Raw genomic sequence first — 16,141 nt, 5'->3', positions numbered from 1 at the left:
GTGAATCGATTCCTTAAATTACCGGCTAAATAGTTATGACTATTTTTTTGCGTAGTACTGTAACAGGAAAAATCGTGACACAGGATGAATGGTTACATTCGTTAAATGAGTGGGAAGATGAAGGTGGTTCATATTCTCATGCTGATGAATTTATTGAGGTTGTAAAGGACAGGAAAGGTGACTGGGTTGTGAAGAATCCCGATGATTATTCCAGCGCCTAATGAAGTGCTGTTACAATTACGGTGAAAAAGGGAAAAATCTTCATTGCTAATCTTCGGGCTAATTCAGGGTAATGCTGTAGGCAGGCATGACTATGATAAATAGTTATAATGTCAAATATACGAGAATAGTTGGTTAATAAATGAACTGGTTATGATATGGTAAACCACACTCATTTAAAGGTTAACCATCATGTCATATTTTGATAACGCAATGCGTCGCGTTGGCCTTGTAGCCAGCATGACTGTTATGTGTCCGATATGTGGGCATAATTCCACACAGTCGACCACGAAAGTACGACAGCAACAGGCGTTGCTTTGTCCTAAATGTAAATCGTTATTTGTCATTCACAACAAGTAGTTCGAGAGAGAAATAAACCCAGGCCTCGCAATTGCGGGGCTTTTTTGTGCACATTGCGCGCGTACATCAAAGAGATATCTTTCATCAGCTGTGTGCTGGGATGCTTTTCGAGTTGAATTCTTTTCAAACGCTTGAACAGTTAACCTGTGGATGATGCTGACTGCAATTGATAATCATTATTATTTGTGCGGGTCCTCTTGGCGATTCTGAACACCGAGGGGGCGAGGACACGCGGAAAACGGCTGGTTTTTTGCATTTTATCGGCATCATCATCATTCCCTTAACTTGTTGATATTTAAGTCGTGAGATTATTCACGATGTCGAAATGGTTAAATATTGTTCATCATCATGGATAACGAACTGAAGAACCTTCGCCTCAACATCAATCAACTGGCAGCGGTGACCGATCTTCATCGTCAGACGATCGCAAGCAGGCTGAATAATGTTGAGCCCGCTCCAGGCAGTAATTCTCGTCTCAAGCTTTATTCTGTTGTCGATATTCTCCGGGAACTGCTGGGCCGAACCACGGCATCCGAGCTGGTGGATATCGATAAGATGTTACCGCCGGATCGTAAGGCGTGGTTTCAGTCTGAACGCGAGAGGCTTAAATTCCAGCAGGAAACAGGTGAGTTAATCCCGGCATCGACAGTTACCCGAGAATTTTCATCGATGGCAAAAGCCGTCGTTCAGGTGCTGGAAACGCTGCCGGATATTCTTGAACGTGATTGCGCGATGACGCCTACAGCTGTCGTTCGGGTTCAAAAAGTCATCGATGACCTGCGGGATCAGATAGCCCTGAAGGTTGAGCAGGCAGATACGCCGGAACAGGAGGACAGTTCGCCAGAAGAGGAGTAAGCCATGCGACAGGCCACGGCGGCGGAGCTAAGAAAAAACACTGCCGGGATCATCAGAGCACCACGTCGAATGCCTGTAGCCGAAGCCGTACATAAATATATGCGTGTTCCGGTCGGTGTGGGTAACTCCGTTGAGTGGGATCCTAATCTTGCCCCTTATGTTGTGGAGCCGATGAACTGCCTGGCATCACGCGAATATGATGCTGTCATTTTTGTTGGCCCTGCCCGAACGGGTAAAACCATTGGTCTGATTGATGGCTGGGTGGTGTACAACGTTGTCTGTGATCCGTCTGACATGCTCATCATTCAGATGACGGAAGAAAAAGCGCGCGAACACTCAAAAAAACGTCTGGCCCGAACATTTCGTGTCAGCCCGGAGGTGGCATGCCGGCTGAGTCCTTCACGCAATGACAACAACGTGCATGACCGGACTTTCCTTGCCGGGAACTACCTGAAGATAGGCTGGCCGTCTATCAACATCATGTCGTCCTCAGATTTTAAGTGTGTGGCTCTGACGGATTACGATCGCTTCCCGGAAGATATCGACGGGGAAGGGGACGGATTTTCGCTTGCTTCAAAACGTACCACCACCTTTATGTCGGCGGGGATGACGCTGGTCGAGAGTTCACCGGGCAGGGAAATAACCAATACGAAGTGGCGGAGAAAGTCACCTCACGAAGCCCCTCCCACGACCGGGATCCTATCTTTATATAACCGCGGCGATCGTCGTCGCTGGTACTGGCCATGTCCAAATTGTGGGGAATATTTCCAACCGGCCATGGAGGCGATGACAGGCTACCGGGAAACGTCTGACCCGGTAAAAGCCAGTGAAGCGGCGCACATTGAATGTCCGCATTGTAGCGGCATGATTACCGCCGACAGGAAGCGGGAACTGAACGGAAAGGGTGTCTGGTTGCGAGAGGGACAGACTATCGACCGTGAGGGCAACATCACCGGAGAAGCCCGACGCTCGCGCATTGCCTCGTTCTGGATGGAGGGACCAGCGGCGGCATACCAGACATGGGCGCAACTGGTTTACAAATTACTGACGGCGGAGCAGGACTATGAGGCCACCGGCAGCGAAGAAACGCTCAAGACGGTAATTAATACGGACTGGGGGCTTCCTTATCTTCCCCGTGCAGCCAGTGAGCAGCGACGTGCTGACGTGTTGATGCTGCGGGCAGAAGACTATGGCAAACGGCTTGTGCCGCCGAAAGTCCGTTTTCTTCTGGCGTCGGTGGATGTGCAGGGTGGGAAGAAGCGCCGTTTTGTCGTCCAGATCATCGGGTACGGTGAAAACGGCGAACGCTGGCTGGTGGACCGCTATAACATCCGCCAGTCCCTGCGTTGTGATGAAAATGGTGAGGCACAGCAGGTGCATCCCGGATCCTATCCGGAAGACTGGCAACTGCTCATCACGGATGTCCTCGAAAAAACCTATGCGTTGCAGTCAGGCCCTTCGCGACGGATGCCCATTCTTGCAATGGCTGTCGACAGCGGCGGGGAAGATGGGGTAACGGATAACGCCTATAAATTCTGGCGCCAGTGTCGTCGTGACGGGCTGGGTAAACGGGTTTACCTGATAAAAGGTGACAGCACCCGACGCCAGAAAATCATTACCAAAACGCACCCTGACAACACAGGCCGAAGCGACCGCCGGGCGGATGCGCGTGGTGAGGTTCCGGTATATCTGTTGCAGACAGACCTGCTAAAAGATCAGCTCAGTAACAACCTTGAGCGTGAAACACCCGGTGCCGGGTATATCCATTTTCCTGACTGGCTGGGGGAGTGGTTCTACGAAGAACTGACCTACGAAGAACGCGGTACGGACGGAAAATGGCGCAAGCCCGGAAAAGGCAATAACGAAGCCTTTGACCTTTTCTGTTATGCCCACGCCGTCGCTGTCCTGCGAGGTTATGAAAAAATCCGGGACTGGGAACAGCCTCCGGCATGGGCAGCTGCTCAGGAGTGTAATTCAAACATCATTGACGGGGAGCGCCCCAGGGAGATTACTGTGAAAAAAGCGGTACCTGTACGTTCGTCTTCTGTTTCAGTAACTGAACCGTCCAGCCAGCTTTCTGGTGGCTGGCTGGGTGTCAGTGATAACGGAGGCTGGCTGTGACGAAATCAGAAATTCAGCAGATGCTGGTAACTGTACGCCAGGCATACCGTGATTCCCTGGACGGGAAAAGTGTGTCTTTTACGGGCGTAAATGGTCGCGCCATAACTAACCATGATCCCGTGGCGCTTCGCAGAGAGCTGGAATACTGGGAAAAACGCTGGGTTGCCGTGAACCGTCGCGGTGGATCTTTCAAACTCGCCAGATTTAATTAAGGTCTTCCATGGGTATTTTCGACAGAGCACTTGGTGCAATTGCACCAGGGTGGGCAGTCGCGCGCGCCAGAAACAAAATGCTGTTGCAGGCATACGATGCGGCACAGCCTTCCCGGCTTAATAAAACGAAGCGCGAGAGCCGCGCGGCTGACACTGCTGTTGGTGTTGCAGGTGTATCACTGCGCGAGCAGGCGCGGGCGCTGGATGAAGACCATGACATTGTAATTGGTCTGCTGGATAAGCTCGAGGAGCGGGTGATTGGCGCCCAGGGGATTCAGGTTGAACCGCAGCCACTGGGGCTGGACGGAAAACTGCATGAAGAATTTGCGGCAAAGATTTCCGCGCTCTGGTCCGAATGGTCAGTTCGCCCGGAAGTGACCGGGATGTTTACCCGCCCGGAAGCGGAACGGCTGGCGCTGCGTTCCGCATTGCGTGATGGTGAAATTTTTACCCAGCTTGTGAGAGGGCCGGTTGCTGGTTTGACTCACTCGACCAGTGTGCCGTTTTCTCTGGAGTTGCTTGAGGCTGACTTTGTGCCGATGAACCTGAACAGCACCTCGGGGCAGCAGATTCGTCAGGGCATTATTGTGAATAACTGGGGACGTCCGACAGGCTACCGGGTATATAAATTCCATCCGGCCAACATGACGCGTTTTAGCACAGAACTGAAAACTGTTGCTGCTGAGAATATGCTGCATCTCGCGCAGCGAAAACGTCTTCATCAGTTACGCGGGGTGAGTCTGTTACACGGCGTGATCCGCCGCCTTGGCGACATTAAGGATTACGAAGAGAGTGAGCGCGTCGCCGCAAGAATCGCTGCTGCGCTGGGCTTTTATATCAAGAGAGGTGATGCCGCTACTTTCCCTCAGGAAGACGACTGGAAGCCGTCAGAAAATAAATACCGCTATTTTGATATCGCACCCGGGATGATTTTTGACGATCTGGCACCAGGCGAAGATCTTGGCATGGTGGAATCAAATCGTCCGAATGTCCATCTTCATGAGTTTCGCAACGGGCAATTACGTGCTGTTGCCGCCGGAAGCCGGGGAAGCTATTCCAGTATTGCCCGTGACTACAATGGCACATACAGCGCTCAGCGCCAGGAACTGGTGGAAAGCTATGAAGGTTACAACGTACTGCAGCAATGGTTTGTTGGCCAGCACAGTCGCCCGGTATACCGCGCCTGGCTGGCGATGGCGCTGTTAACGACAGATATCCCACCGGATGTGGATCGATCAACCCTCTTTAATGCGACCTATCTTGGCCCGGTTATGCCGTGGATTGACCCTGTAAAAGAGGCAATGGCCTGGCGGGGAATTGTGCGCGGTGGTGCGGGAACTGAAGCGGAATGGATCCGTGCCCGTGGCCAATCCCCCCAGGAGGTGAAGCGCCAGCGTATGCGTGAAACCGAATTCAACCGAGAAAACGGGCTGGTGTTCGACTCAGACGCCGCCAACGATAAAGGAGTGCTCCCTGATGCAGCAAATGATAAGCCCGCACCGTCGCGGGACGATGATTAATCCCCGTGCCAGTGTGGCTGGTATCGATGCCGCAAACGGTCAGTGCTGGTATGAGATACGCGCCCTAGCTGCCGGACGGGTGGAAATATTTCTCTATGACGTGATCGGCGGCTGGGGGATTACCGCTCAGCAGTTCGTCTCCGACTGTAAGGAGGCCGGGGTGTTTGAGGCCAGCGCCGTCGATCTACATATCCACAGCCCGGGCGGCGATGTGATGCAGGGATTTGCCATCTTTAACACCTTGTCCCGTCTGAAGGCGAAGCTGGATATCTGGGTGGACGGCGTGGCTGCCAGTATGGCTTCAATGATTGTCTGCCTGCCTGGTGCCACGGTGCATATGCCGGAAAACGCCTGGCTGATGGTACACAAGCCGTGGGGCGGGATCGCCGGGGATTCCGATGATATGCGTGATTACGCTGCCTGGCTTGATCGTAATGAAGCGCTGATGCTCAGTGCCTACATGAACAAGACCGGGCTGGGGCAGGAAGAACTGGAGGCGATGCTGAAAGCTGAAACCTGGCTTACTGGCGCGGAGGCGGTGGAAAAAGGTTTCGCTGACACGCTTGAACCAGAACTGCAGGCAGCAGCCTGTGTGAATCAAAATAAACTGAAGGATTACCAGAATATGCCAGAACAGATTAACAACCTTTTTGGGCCGCGCGCCGAAGCCCCTGCAAGTCAGCCGCAACCCGCACAAAACCCGGCACCGCAGCCCGCAAATAACCCACCGGCACATCAACCCACCCAGCAACCGCTGGCAGGAAATATCGACATTACCGCGCTGGCCGCCCAGCTCCAGCAGCAGATGCAGGCGGCGAATACTGAACGAGTAAGCGCAGTTTCCGCTGTGTTTGATGCGTTTCCTGCTTTCGGCTCGCTGAAAGCAGAATGCATCACGGATATTTCCTGCTCAGCGGAACAGGCCCGCACCAAATTGCTCAATGCGCTGGCGGCAGGGACGACCCGAGTGCCGGTCCGGGTGCTGTTCACATCCATGCGGGTAACGGGAATATTGTTGGTGATTCCATTCGTGCGGCGGTGATGAACCGTGCGGGCTATGCGCAGGCGGAAAAAGATAACGCCTACAACGGGTATACCCTGCGCGAACTGGCCCGCGCCTCGCTGGTGGATCGTGGTATCGGTATTTCTGGTGTCGGTACCGCACAGGCGATGGTTGGGCTGGCGTTCACCCACAGCAGCAGCGATTTCGGCAATATCCTGATGGATGTGGCGCATAAGGCGGCATTGCTTGGCTGGGATGAGGCCAGCGAAACATTCGAACAGTGGACCCGTAAAGGCACACTGACCGATTTCAAAACCGCGCACCGCGTTGGCCTGGAATCACTGGCATCGCTGCGTAAGGTTCGCGCCGGGGCGGAATATAAATATGTCACCATTAAAGATCGCGGTGAGCCGATTGCACTGGCCACCTATGGTGAGCTTTTCAGCATTGACCGCCAGACTATCATCAACGACGACCTGGATATGCTGACGCGTATCCCGCAGGCAATGGGGCTTGCTGCGCGAGCCACTGTCGGCGATCTGGTCTGGGCTGTACTGACCAGCAACCCGAAAATGTCGGACGGTAAGCCGTTGTTCCACGCCGATCATGGCAACCTTGTTGCAGCCGATCTGAGTATTGAAGGGCTGGATACTGCACGTAAGGCAATGCTGCTGCAAAAATCCGGCGATCGTCGTCTGAATATTCGTCCGGCCTACATGCTGACGCCAGTGGCAATTGAGTCACGGGCCAACCAGCTGATTAAGTCCGCCAGCGTACCGGGCGCAGACGCGAACAGCGGGATCGTTAACCCGATCCAGAACTTTGTGACAGTGGCTTCTGAGGCCCGCCTGGATGACAGCAGCCCGACGGATTTTTATCTGACTGCTGCGCAGGGGCGCGACACCATTGAAGTGGCCTATCTGGACGGTATCGACACGCCATATCTGGAACAGCAGCAGGGCTTTACTGTGGACGGTGCCGCATTCAAGGTGCGCATTGATGCGGGTGTGGCCCCGCTTGACTGGCGCGGGCTGGTTAAAGTCACCAAAAAATAACGACCGCCGCCTGGCGGTTTTTTTATCCCTGAAGGCGGCGCTGGTCGCCTTTTCCTTTTATGGAGAAAAAACATGGCGAATAACTATCAGCAGGACGGTACCACACTGGATTATCACAATGCGGGTGTTGATGCCGTTTCATCCGGTGCGCTGGTGGCGGTCGGCGGAATTGCCGGGGTGGCACACAGCGATATTCCTGCTGGCGAGTGGGGAACACTGCATATGGCCGGTGTTTTTGTCCTGCCTAAAGCGGCAGAAGAAATTGTGGCAGGCCAGAAACTGTATCTGGCTGGCGGCAAGCTGACGGTGGCAAAAGGCGATGATGCAACGCCAAACCCGGTTGTTGGTTCCGCCTGGGGAGCCGCTGAGGCGGATGATGCTGATGTTGCCGTCCGCCTGGGGTTCTGATGAGCCGGTTCCGGGAGCGTTTGGCTAAAGCAGATGCCCGGATTAACCGGGCGTTTGCCGAAGAAGTCCCTGCATGCCTGCAAATGGGTGAAGGCCCGCGTCTGGTGACCGTGATTTTTGAATCACCGGATGCGCTGTCGGGTATACCGGGCGGCGGGGAAATTCAGAACCATTCCCCGGCGTTCAGTGCAATGACTGCGGATATTTCCGGTCTCGAAAAACATGACGGTGTGGTTATCAATACCATCCCTTACCGGGTGACACATATCGGCACGGATGAAGAAGGGCGGACCCGCGTCACGCTGGCATATGGGGAACCCGGCAAAACACAGCCTCGGATCGATAAATGGAGCTGATATGGCGCGGGAGTCTCGACTGCGGCGGGATTTACCCGTCGATATTGATGTGGATGTTATCTGGCGAATTGCGGACAGTATCGGTGCGACGCAAAAACAGTTCCGTGCAGCATACTCGCGCGCGCTCAGACGTACTGCCGCCACGCTGCGAAAGAAAGCGATGGCGGATCTGAAAGACGGGCTGGCCCCACGCAGTATGGATCTGGTCCGGCGCCGTCTGCTGTCTTTTCGTCTGGACAGGGGATCACAACTGGATAATTTCCGGCTCTGGTTCGGGCTGAATGCCATTAAGGTGAAAGACCTAAAAGGACGAATCAACGGGCGGCTGCGACCGCACCATACCCGGCGTGACCGCAACACGGGGCGTTTTATTAAAGCGCGCCGCCAGGCAGAAAACGCTGGATTTTCCCCGAAAGGTAATCTGCTGAGCGAACGGTCGTTTGAAAACGGGGAGGTGTCCCGTTCAAAACGGGATAATCGCCGGACGGTGGTTATTCGCGATCCCCAGACCCGCCGGACACGCGAAGCAGAAATAGATATCTACGAACCGATGCTGAACTACATCGAGGACAACGCATTTGCGGAAGCGATGGAGATTTTTATGCATCACTTTGAAACCGACATTCGCGGGCGCGTAAAAGCCCGTATTTCTGTCTGAGGTAACGAACGATGGCCGAGCCACTGTTGCTGGGGCGGTATCACGATGCTGTGACTGACGCATTAAAAAAAATCGGATGGGTGCGTGATGCCGGTGCGTATCCGGAAAGAAATGTTCCCCGCTTTTCGGGCCTGACCACGCCCGCGGTGTATTTCTCGATTAACAGCTGGGAACAGGGTGGAGGTAATGAGGGGCAACTGAGCGTTAATTTAACCTGTGATCTCTTCGTGGTGGTGGATGCCGCCGGATCGGGTGTGAGTCAGCCTGAGATTTTTGTCAGAACCGCTGCGGCCGATATTACCCAGTGGATTGACGGGCAGCAGTTTGGTCTGGGCCATATTGAGCCTGCGGTATTCACCACGGCTGAACGTGATGAGTTTGATCCGCGAATGGATGATTATCTGGTCTGGCGTATTTCATTCACCCAGGCGGCTGCATTTGGTACTGACCCCTTTGCACACAATGGCATGCCTCTGCAGCAGGCCTGGCTGGGTGCTGCACCTGATACGGGCCGTAATCACGTGGATGACTATCAGCTTATCAGGGAGGCTCAGCCCGATGAGTGATATAGAAGGCGACCTGCAGCGCAGACTGGCGAACCTTGTCCGGCGCGGTGTTATCCATTCCGTCAGGCACGATCGCATCCCAAAATGCCGTGTGGATTTGGGGGATATCATCACGACCTGGCTGCCGTTGTGCCAGGGGTTTTCCGGAGCTAACCGTGCTGATTCAAATCCTTATGCCGTGGGGGATGCGGTTACGGTCCTGTCCGAAGCCGGAGAGCTCAACAACGGACGGGTGTTTCCCGGTTGGAACACAGGAAAGCTGCCGGTGCCGGAAGGAAGTGACAGCGAGCACATTACCCGTTACAGCGACGGGGCCGAGATCCGTTATGACAGGAACGCGCATGCCCTGACGATTACGCTGGCTGATGGTGGAACCTACAAAATTGTCGGTAAAGGCACGCTGGATGGTCCGGTTGAAATTACGGATACCCTGACAGTTCAGGGAAAAACCTGGATTAATGCTGACACGTCGGTTACAGGGAATATCGGGGCGTCAAAGGAGATAACGGATAAATCCGGCAGCATGAGCAAGATACGTGAAGTCTTTAACAACCACGATCACCGCGGCGACAGCGGCGGGCTCACCGATAAACCTAATCAGAAAATGTGACCTGCTGCGGCAGGTTTTTTTATGCCTGGAGAAAAAACATGTCTCAGTTACATGGCGTTGAAACTATTGAACTCACCTCGGGTACGGTGGCGGTTACCACGATTCAGACCGCCATTATCGGCCTGGTGGGAACGGCACCTGATGCGTCGGGGGGAACCGCCGCATCGGGATCATCCGGTACACCCATTCTCGATAACGTTATCGACTTCACTGCAACCATTAAGGGACGGGAAGGCAATGTCATCAATGTCGCTGCGCTGGCCGGACAGCCGGCAGCCGAAAATCCTGCTGCGGTTGTGACGTCAGCAAGCTGGGATCCTGAATCGCTGACACTGAACATCACGCTGGGTTGTGATGAGCACGGTGTTATCACGGCTAAACCCGGAGACGTTGCTGAGGCTGTCGGTGGTGTTGATGGCGCAAAAGTCAGTGCGAGCGGGCGCGGTGACGGAATTGTCCAGCCCTTCAGCCTGCAATTGGCGGGGGGGGAAGATGAACCCTTTCCACTCAATACGCCGGTGGCGGTCGTCGGCACCACGCTGTTATCCCGCCTGGGTGAAAAAGGTACGCTGAAACAGGCACTGACAGACATTAACGATCAGCGTAATGCGCTGACGGTGGTGGTGCGTGTGGCAGATGAAAACGATGTGGCAAAACGACGCGCTGCGGTACTGAAGGGGATCGGCACCCTGTCTTCAGCGAAATCTGTTACCACGTACCAGCCGCGTATTGTGATAGCGCCGGGATTCAGTGAGGACGATGCGGTTGGTAAGGGGCTGGAAACCGTGGCCGGGAAATTGCGCGCCGTTGCATATGTTGACTGCGCCTCCGGTGCGACGCTGCAGGAAGTGGTACAGCGTCGCCAGTCCTATGGCGCACGAACTGAACTGTTGCGCCCGCGGGTCCAGGCAAGCGATGCAGATGGCCAGCTGGTTTATCGGCCTTACTCTGCGTTTGCTGCCGGGTTACGCGCCCGCATCGACTTTGAAAAAGGCTGGTGGTGGAGCAAGTCGAACCAGGACATCAACAACATCCTCGGTGTTGAGCAGATCGATGAATTTATCCTCGGGGATGAGAACTGCGATGCAAACCTGCTCAACATGCAGAACGTGTCCACCATTATCCGCCGGGCGGGTTTTAAACACTGGGGGAACCGTCTGTGTGCAACCAATCCTCAGTGGCGTTTTGAATCTGTCCGCCGTACTGCTGATGTTATTGAGGACAGCATTCAGGAAACCATGCTGGAGTATGTTGACCGCCCACTGGACCGGGAAAATGCGGATGACATTATCGGCACCATCAATGCCTATATGCGGCAACTGGTCGGTCTTGGTGCCATATTCGGTGGGCGGGCCTGGCTGGATGAAGAACTGAACACCGCGGAAACCATGGCGTCGGGTGTCCTGTACATCAACTATGACTTTGGTCCGAAATCGCCGACTGAACTTATCAGCCTGCGCGTCCGGGTGAACAATAACTATGCGCTTGAGGAGATGCTTGCAGCATGAGCGATAAAAACACACTACGCGTCTGGACCTTCTTCCGGCAGGGGATCCGTATTCAGGGGGCGCATGAATTTACGCCGCCGTCTCTGGCTATTGTTAAAACGGATTTGCGTACCGGCGCACAGGATGCGCCCACCCCGGTTGATGACGGCATGGAAGCACTGACCTGTCAGGTTAAATTTTATGGGATAGATACGGATATGCTGGCCAGCTTCGGTTTTGTCAGCGGCAGCCGTTCACGCTTTACGGCTTATCAGGGCTATCTAGGTAACGGCACTGCGCGCGGTACGGTTGAGGAAATTGAGGGGTTTGTACAGACCGTCACGCCGGATGCGCGCAGTAAGGACACGCTTTCCGAAAATGCCGTGACGGTTGATATTGCTGTCAGCTACTACCGTCAGTCACTGGACGGGCGCGAACTGTTCGCCATCGATACAGAGCGTTTTGCCCGCAGGGTGAATGGCGTGGATGTGCTTTCTGGCCTGGCTGCCAAAGTGCGTCTCTGATTTTACTGTTACCCCACCACTGTAACGGCCTGCGGGCCGTTTTTTTATGGAGCACATTATGAGCTTTCCTGGTGAAACCCGCGTTATAAAACTGTATTCCCCCGTATCACTTGATAATGGGGTTGTGATCAATGAAGTCACCATGCGTGAACCGCTGGTTCGTGATCGCATCACTCATGCCAAAGACCGTGGCAACGAAGAAGAGAAAGAAGCCCGCATGATTGCGCTGCTGTGCAATCTCAGTGAACAGGATCTCTGGCTGATGACGGCGGCAGATTACTCACAGCTGACGGATGCCTTTAGCGTTTTTATGCTCCCGCCCGCGAAGCGACCGAAGGCGGACTCCTCCGGGCAATAAGATTTCTGGGGCGGCGACTGCATTTTCCGATGACGGAATACCTCGATATGCCGTTCAGCACTTTCTCTGATTTTTTGACCGACGAACTGGAGACGATAAACCATGGGCGGAATAAGCCAGAACCTTAAGGCCGTCATTACCTTTGGCGGAAACCTGGATAATTCATGGAAACGATCTGCAGATGGTCTGCAAAAAAGCCTGAAAGATGTCGGAAAGCAGTCTGAACGACTGACAAAAGACCAGACCAGACTGGCAGCAGAAATCAAACGCGCCAAACTGGCCGGTGAAAGCCTGGGAGATTTAAAGCGCCGCTATACCGATGTTTTCAGGGAAATCCGCAAAACGGAGGCGGAACAGCAGAAACTGAATGTACAGATGCAAAAAGCACAGCGCATTCAGGCGTTCAAGGGTGCCGGTAAAGGTCTGTTCCGGCGAGGTCTGGGGATCGCCGGCCAGGTGGGCGGGATGTTTGGATCCGGGCTGGCTATTGGCGGTGGCGGTGTAGTGGCTTCAGCACTTGGCACACTGATAGCACCAGCCGCCACCAATGCTGAAACGGCAACCCGCACTAATGTCGCAAAAAGTTACGGCGTGGACGTGGCCACGTTTAATGCCTGGGATTCTCTGGCAAAGCAGTACGACATGAATGCGGAAAACATTGGCGATCTCTTTGAAGAGTATCTGCACAAATCCGGGGAGTATAAACAGAACGGTAAGCAGGGCTCACTGCAGGATGCGTTTGAAACGCTCGGTTTCAAAGCGGGTGATTTTGCCGGGCTCAGCGATATGGCGCAGTTCGACAAAATTGTTGAACGGGCGCTCAGCCTTCAGGACGAGTCAAAAGCCTCCTTCGCACTGGATTCTCTTTTTGGCGGGGAAGCGAGCAAACTGCTGATGCTTATCAAGCAGTCTGGCCGGAGTTACCGCGACCTGATGGACGAACAGCGGCGCTACAACCTTGTGACCAAAGAGGGAGCTGATGGGGCGGTTGCGGGTAATCAGGCTATCAATAATCTCCGCACTGTTTTCTCTTCTGCGGTTGCTGAAATTTCCGGGCAACTGGGAAATGAACTGGCGCCTGATATCCGTAATCTGACTGATGATCTTGCCGAATGGTTTAAAGGCGGTGGTGTTAAACGCATTGTGACTTTCATGCGTAACGATCTCTACCCTGGTGTCGTGACGTTTGGACAGGGTGTGGTTTTTGTCGGCAAAATTATTTACGCACTGGCTAAAAAGCTTTCGTGGTTGTTACCTGATGATCGTAATGATCAGCGGGACGTGTTGAAGACACTTGCCACAAATGGCGTCGATATGGCCCGGTTCAGGGCAAACCAGAGCGGTCAGGGGGAATGGTTTGAAAAACAGCTAAAGGATAATCCTGGGCTGCCTGATGCGGTTAAAAAATCTTACTCCGCTACGGGGCGATTCATTCGTGACAGTGATGATGAGACTTTTAACAAATCGCTTGATAAATACCTGTCACCGGAAGACGGCGATAAGCTTTTAAACTGGAATGCAGCGTTACAACATAACCAGGAACGTGTAGCGCGAACAGATAAAGTGGCTCCGGAAGGCAGTGCCGGAGCCTGGGATAATTACGCGCATGAGCCGGTAACATTTGCCCGTCAGTGGAAAAGAGAACCATCAGGGCTGACGTACAGCCAGGGCGAAGGAGAAAACGCCCGCGCAGAGGATAAGTATCCGAATGCTCCCCTTCTTCCCGCCGGGCAGCAGGACAGGAATGTTACTGCAACAGACAGTTCACCTGCTGAGCCGGTGATTCTGAAAGACGAGAGCACGGGCGGTTACTGGGAAAGTCTGCTTCAGAAAATGGATGTACTGGATAAGCAGCCGCCATCACGGCAGATAACCGATAACCGCAAATTTGAGTACCACTTCGAAATTAATGCCGCGCCGGGACAGGATGAGAAAGCCATTGCCGATGAAGTGACCACGGTGACGAAAAACAATTCTGCCTTTAATGGTGATAACAGCCTTCTGGATGGGGGACTTGTCTGGTGAGTGAAATTATCCCGATATTTGAAGATTCCGGTCAGCGCAGTACAGGCGCATTACGGGGTGGGCAGGAAGCCCGCGTGATGATGATGCTGGGGAGTTTCGCCTTTTCGATTGATACAGCGGCTTATCATCAGCTCACCCGTGAGGCCAGCTGGCGCTGGAGTGAACAGGAACGCATCGGCAAACAGGACCTTCTTCAGTACACCGGAAAGCCCGGGCGTACCATCAGGCTGGAAGGGCAGTCTCACGCCTTTTTCCGTAAAGGGGTGGAAGGGGTAAATGATTTATTTGATCTTGCCGAACAGGCGAAACCCCAGCAGCTTGTCAGCGGAGAAGGCGATGTGCTGGGTTGGTGGGTGGTGACCGACTTTTCAGACACGACGAGTAAGTTTTTACCGGGTGGCGGTCACCGAAATAAAAACTGGACGATGACGCTAAAACACTATGCCGACGATCTATCAAACCCGTGACGGAGATGTACTGGATGCAATCTGTGCCGTGCATTACGGTACTGAAAATCTTTCAGATTCAGTGACTCAGGTTCTTGAAGCCAATCAGGGGCTGGCGGATCAGGGGGCTATGTATTCTTCCGGCCTGTATATCACACTGCCGGATCTGGTGACGCCCGTAGCGGAATCGCCATTCAGTTTATGGGATTGATATGGCAGATCAGACAGCGATGCCGGAATATGCGCCGGCCTTCAGCATTCAGGCCGAAGGGAAAGATATAACCCGGGTGCTGCAACAATGCCTGAGTGAACTGACCCTGACGGATTATGGTGGGGCAACAGCAAAAGCCGATGAACTGAAAATCAGCCTCATCTCTGAAACGCTGGCGCTTCCCACTAAAGGTGCCCGGCTTCGGGTTGCTCTGGGATTCAATGACCAGCTGATCGATAAAGGCTGGTTTGTTGTCAGTGGTGTCTCGAGCAGCGGCCCGCCAAGGCGTATTGAGCTTTATGCGACCGCCGCGCCGATGAACGCCCAGAAACAACCCGGAGATGTGACAAGCCAGAAAACCCGGAGCTGGGATAACCTTCGCCTTGCCGATATTGTCAAAACAGTGGCCACCGATAACGGACTTATTCCCTGCGTGGCCGACGTGCTGAAAGATATTCATATCAGCCATATCGATCAGGTGGCGGAATCCGATGCCAACCTGCTCGCAAGGCTTGCGCGTGACTACAACGCAGTGAGCAAACCATCAGGAGGCTACTGGCTTTTTTTACAGCAAGGGGCCACGGCAACGGCTTCAGGAAAACAGACTGGCGGGATCACCATCACACCGGATGAAGTATCAAACTGGTCCTACAGTGAAGGTGAGCGGGGGAGTTCGACGGGGAAAGCTACGGGAAGCGGAGGTAAGGCCAAAGAGAAAATCGGTGTGCGTTATTACGACGAGGAGGATGGCACGACAAAGACCTCCTCCGTTGAACATGATGGCCCGGCGATGACCAATCCCTATACCCAGTCGGAGAAAAACACCGCCGAGCAACAGGCAAACTCCAGGAAAACACAGGCGAAGCGTAACGAGCAGAAAATGACGCTCACGGGGCCATGTCGGCCTAAACATGTTCCGCTGACTGCAGAAGCAAGTGTGACGACTTCCGGTTTTGGCTCCCGTGAGGATCGGGCCTGGGTGGTTGAGTCTCTGGTCTTTTCTCTGACGTCCGCAGGATTCAGCTACACCTACAACCTTGTCGTGGATATTCGTAAACCCGCAGCGGCTTCGAAAAAATCAGAAAAGCAGGACAAAAAAGGCCCGTCCTACTTCGGTTAACCCTCCCGCCATCCGGCGACTCAGTAA

General features: G+C 53.8%; 18 protein-coding genes and 1 pseudogene. All 19 read left to right on the top strand.

From position 1 onward, the window contains the following. Window positions 1-74: 74 nt before the first annotated feature. The 19 genes and pseudogenes from C2U43_RS29405 (at window position 75) to C2U43_RS15800 (ending at window position 16,114) form a co-directional block, all read left to right on the top strand. Window positions 75-221, top strand: a complete 147-nt coding sequence (locus tag C2U43_RS29405) for a hypothetical protein (RefSeq protein WP_158654543.1) — start codon at window positions 75-77, stop codon at window positions 219-221. A 190-nt stretch (window positions 222-411) separates the two neighbouring features. Further along, complete coding sequence (locus C2U43_RS29815; protein WP_219816768.1) at window positions 412-579, top strand: YnfU family zinc-binding protein; 168 nt, start codon at window positions 412-414, stop codon at window positions 577-579. A gap of 348 nt (window positions 580-927) precedes the next feature. Beyond that, complete coding sequence (locus C2U43_RS15880; RefSeq protein ID WP_103286001.1) at window positions 928-1,434, top strand: DUF1441 family protein; 507 nt, start codon at window positions 928-930, stop codon at window positions 1,432-1,434. Window positions 1,435-1,437: 3 nt separating this feature from the next. Further along, on the top strand, window positions 1,438-3,555 hold the full coding sequence (locus tag C2U43_RS15875; RefSeq protein ID WP_103285474.1) for a phage terminase large subunit family protein: 2,118 nt from the start codon (window positions 1,438-1,440) through the stop codon (window positions 3,553-3,555). Further along, the gene (locus C2U43_RS15870; protein WP_016150423.1) at window positions 3,552-3,767 is read left to right on the top strand and encodes a hypothetical protein; all 216 of its coding nucleotides are present in this window, start codon (window positions 3,552-3,554) and stop codon (window positions 3,765-3,767) included. The genes C2U43_RS15875 and C2U43_RS15870 overlap by 4 nt, the downstream gene beginning before the upstream one ends. An 8-nt stretch (window positions 3,768-3,775) precedes the next feature. Beyond that, window positions 3,776-5,287 carry a phage portal protein gene (locus C2U43_RS15865; protein ID WP_103285473.1) on the top strand — a complete coding sequence of 504 codons (1,512 nt, stop codon included), beginning with the start codon at window positions 3,776-3,778 and terminating at the stop codon, window positions 5,285-5,287. Then, a pseudogene (locus tag C2U43_RS15860) lies at window positions 5,244-7,345 on the top strand (ClpP-like prohead protease/major capsid protein fusion protein). The gene C2U43_RS15865 and the pseudogene C2U43_RS15860 overlap by 44 nt, the downstream one beginning before the upstream one ends. Before the next feature lie 72 nt (window positions 7,346-7,417). Further along, a complete protein-coding gene (locus C2U43_RS15855) occupies window positions 7,418-7,753 on the top strand; it encodes a capsid cement protein (protein WP_103285472.1) in 336 nt (111 codons plus the stop codon). After that, entirely contained in the window at window positions 7,753-8,109 is a 357-nt protein-coding gene (locus C2U43_RS15850; RefSeq protein WP_103285471.1) for a head-tail joining protein, read from the top strand. Before C2U43_RS15855 ends, C2U43_RS15850 begins: the two co-directional genes overlap by 1 nt. 1 nt (window position 8,110) lies before the next feature. Next, the gene (locus tag C2U43_RS15845) at window positions 8,111-8,767 is read left to right on the top strand and encodes a hypothetical protein (protein WP_053389956.1); all 657 of its coding nucleotides are present in this window, start codon (window positions 8,111-8,113) and stop codon (window positions 8,765-8,767) included. Between the two features lie 11 nt (window positions 8,768-8,778). Beyond that, window positions 8,779-9,333, top strand: coding sequence for a hypothetical protein (locus tag C2U43_RS15840; RefSeq protein WP_103285470.1), 555 nt, complete (start codon window positions 8,779-8,781; stop codon window positions 9,331-9,333). Continuing rightward, window positions 9,326-9,943: a phage baseplate assembly protein V gene (locus C2U43_RS15835; protein WP_103285469.1), complete on the top strand. Its 618-nt coding sequence runs from the start codon at window positions 9,326-9,328 to the stop codon at window positions 9,941-9,943. Before C2U43_RS15840 ends, C2U43_RS15835 begins: the two co-directional genes overlap by 8 nt. A gap of 38 nt (window positions 9,944-9,981) precedes the next feature. Beyond that, the gene (locus C2U43_RS15830) at window positions 9,982-11,451 is read left to right on the top strand and encodes a phage tail sheath family protein (protein ID WP_103285468.1); all 1,470 of its coding nucleotides are present in this window, start codon (window positions 9,982-9,984) and stop codon (window positions 11,449-11,451) included. Then, on the top strand, window positions 11,448-11,954 hold the full coding sequence (locus C2U43_RS15825) for a phage major tail tube protein (RefSeq protein ID WP_016150414.1): 507 nt from the start codon (window positions 11,448-11,450) through the stop codon (window positions 11,952-11,954). Before C2U43_RS15830 ends, C2U43_RS15825 begins: the two co-directional genes overlap by 4 nt. A gap of 58 nt (window positions 11,955-12,012) precedes the next feature. Continuing rightward, window positions 12,013-12,312 carry a phage tail assembly protein gene (locus tag C2U43_RS15820; protein ID WP_103285467.1) on the top strand — a complete coding sequence of 100 codons (300 nt, stop codon included), beginning with the start codon at window positions 12,013-12,015 and terminating at the stop codon, window positions 12,310-12,312. A gap of 102 nt (window positions 12,313-12,414) precedes the next feature. Beyond that, a complete protein-coding gene (locus C2U43_RS15815) occupies window positions 12,415-14,337 on the top strand; it encodes a hypothetical protein (RefSeq protein WP_103285466.1) in 1,923 nt (640 codons plus the stop codon). A 5-nt stretch (window positions 14,338-14,342) separates the two neighbouring features. Beyond that, entirely contained in the window at window positions 14,343-14,804 is a 462-nt protein-coding gene (locus tag C2U43_RS15810; RefSeq protein WP_442861434.1) for a phage tail protein, read from the top strand. Next, window positions 14,779-14,994, top strand: coding sequence for a tail protein X (locus C2U43_RS15805; protein ID WP_103285464.1), 216 nt, complete (start codon window positions 14,779-14,781; stop codon window positions 14,992-14,994). Before C2U43_RS15810 ends, C2U43_RS15805 begins: the two co-directional genes overlap by 26 nt. 1 nt (window position 14,995) lies before the next feature. Continuing rightward, complete coding sequence (locus C2U43_RS15800) at window positions 14,996-16,114, top strand: contractile injection system protein, VgrG/Pvc8 family (protein ID WP_103285463.1); 1,119 nt, start codon at window positions 14,996-14,998, stop codon at window positions 16,112-16,114. Window positions 16,115-16,141 lie beyond the last annotated feature (27 nt).

Source organism: Citrobacter freundii complex sp. CFNIH9 (assembly GCF_002903305.1).
Classification (GTDB): domain Bacteria; phylum Pseudomonadota; class Gammaproteobacteria; order Enterobacterales; family Enterobacteriaceae; genus Citrobacter; species Citrobacter portucalensis.
This window is presented reverse-complemented; position numbering and strand designations above follow the sequence as displayed.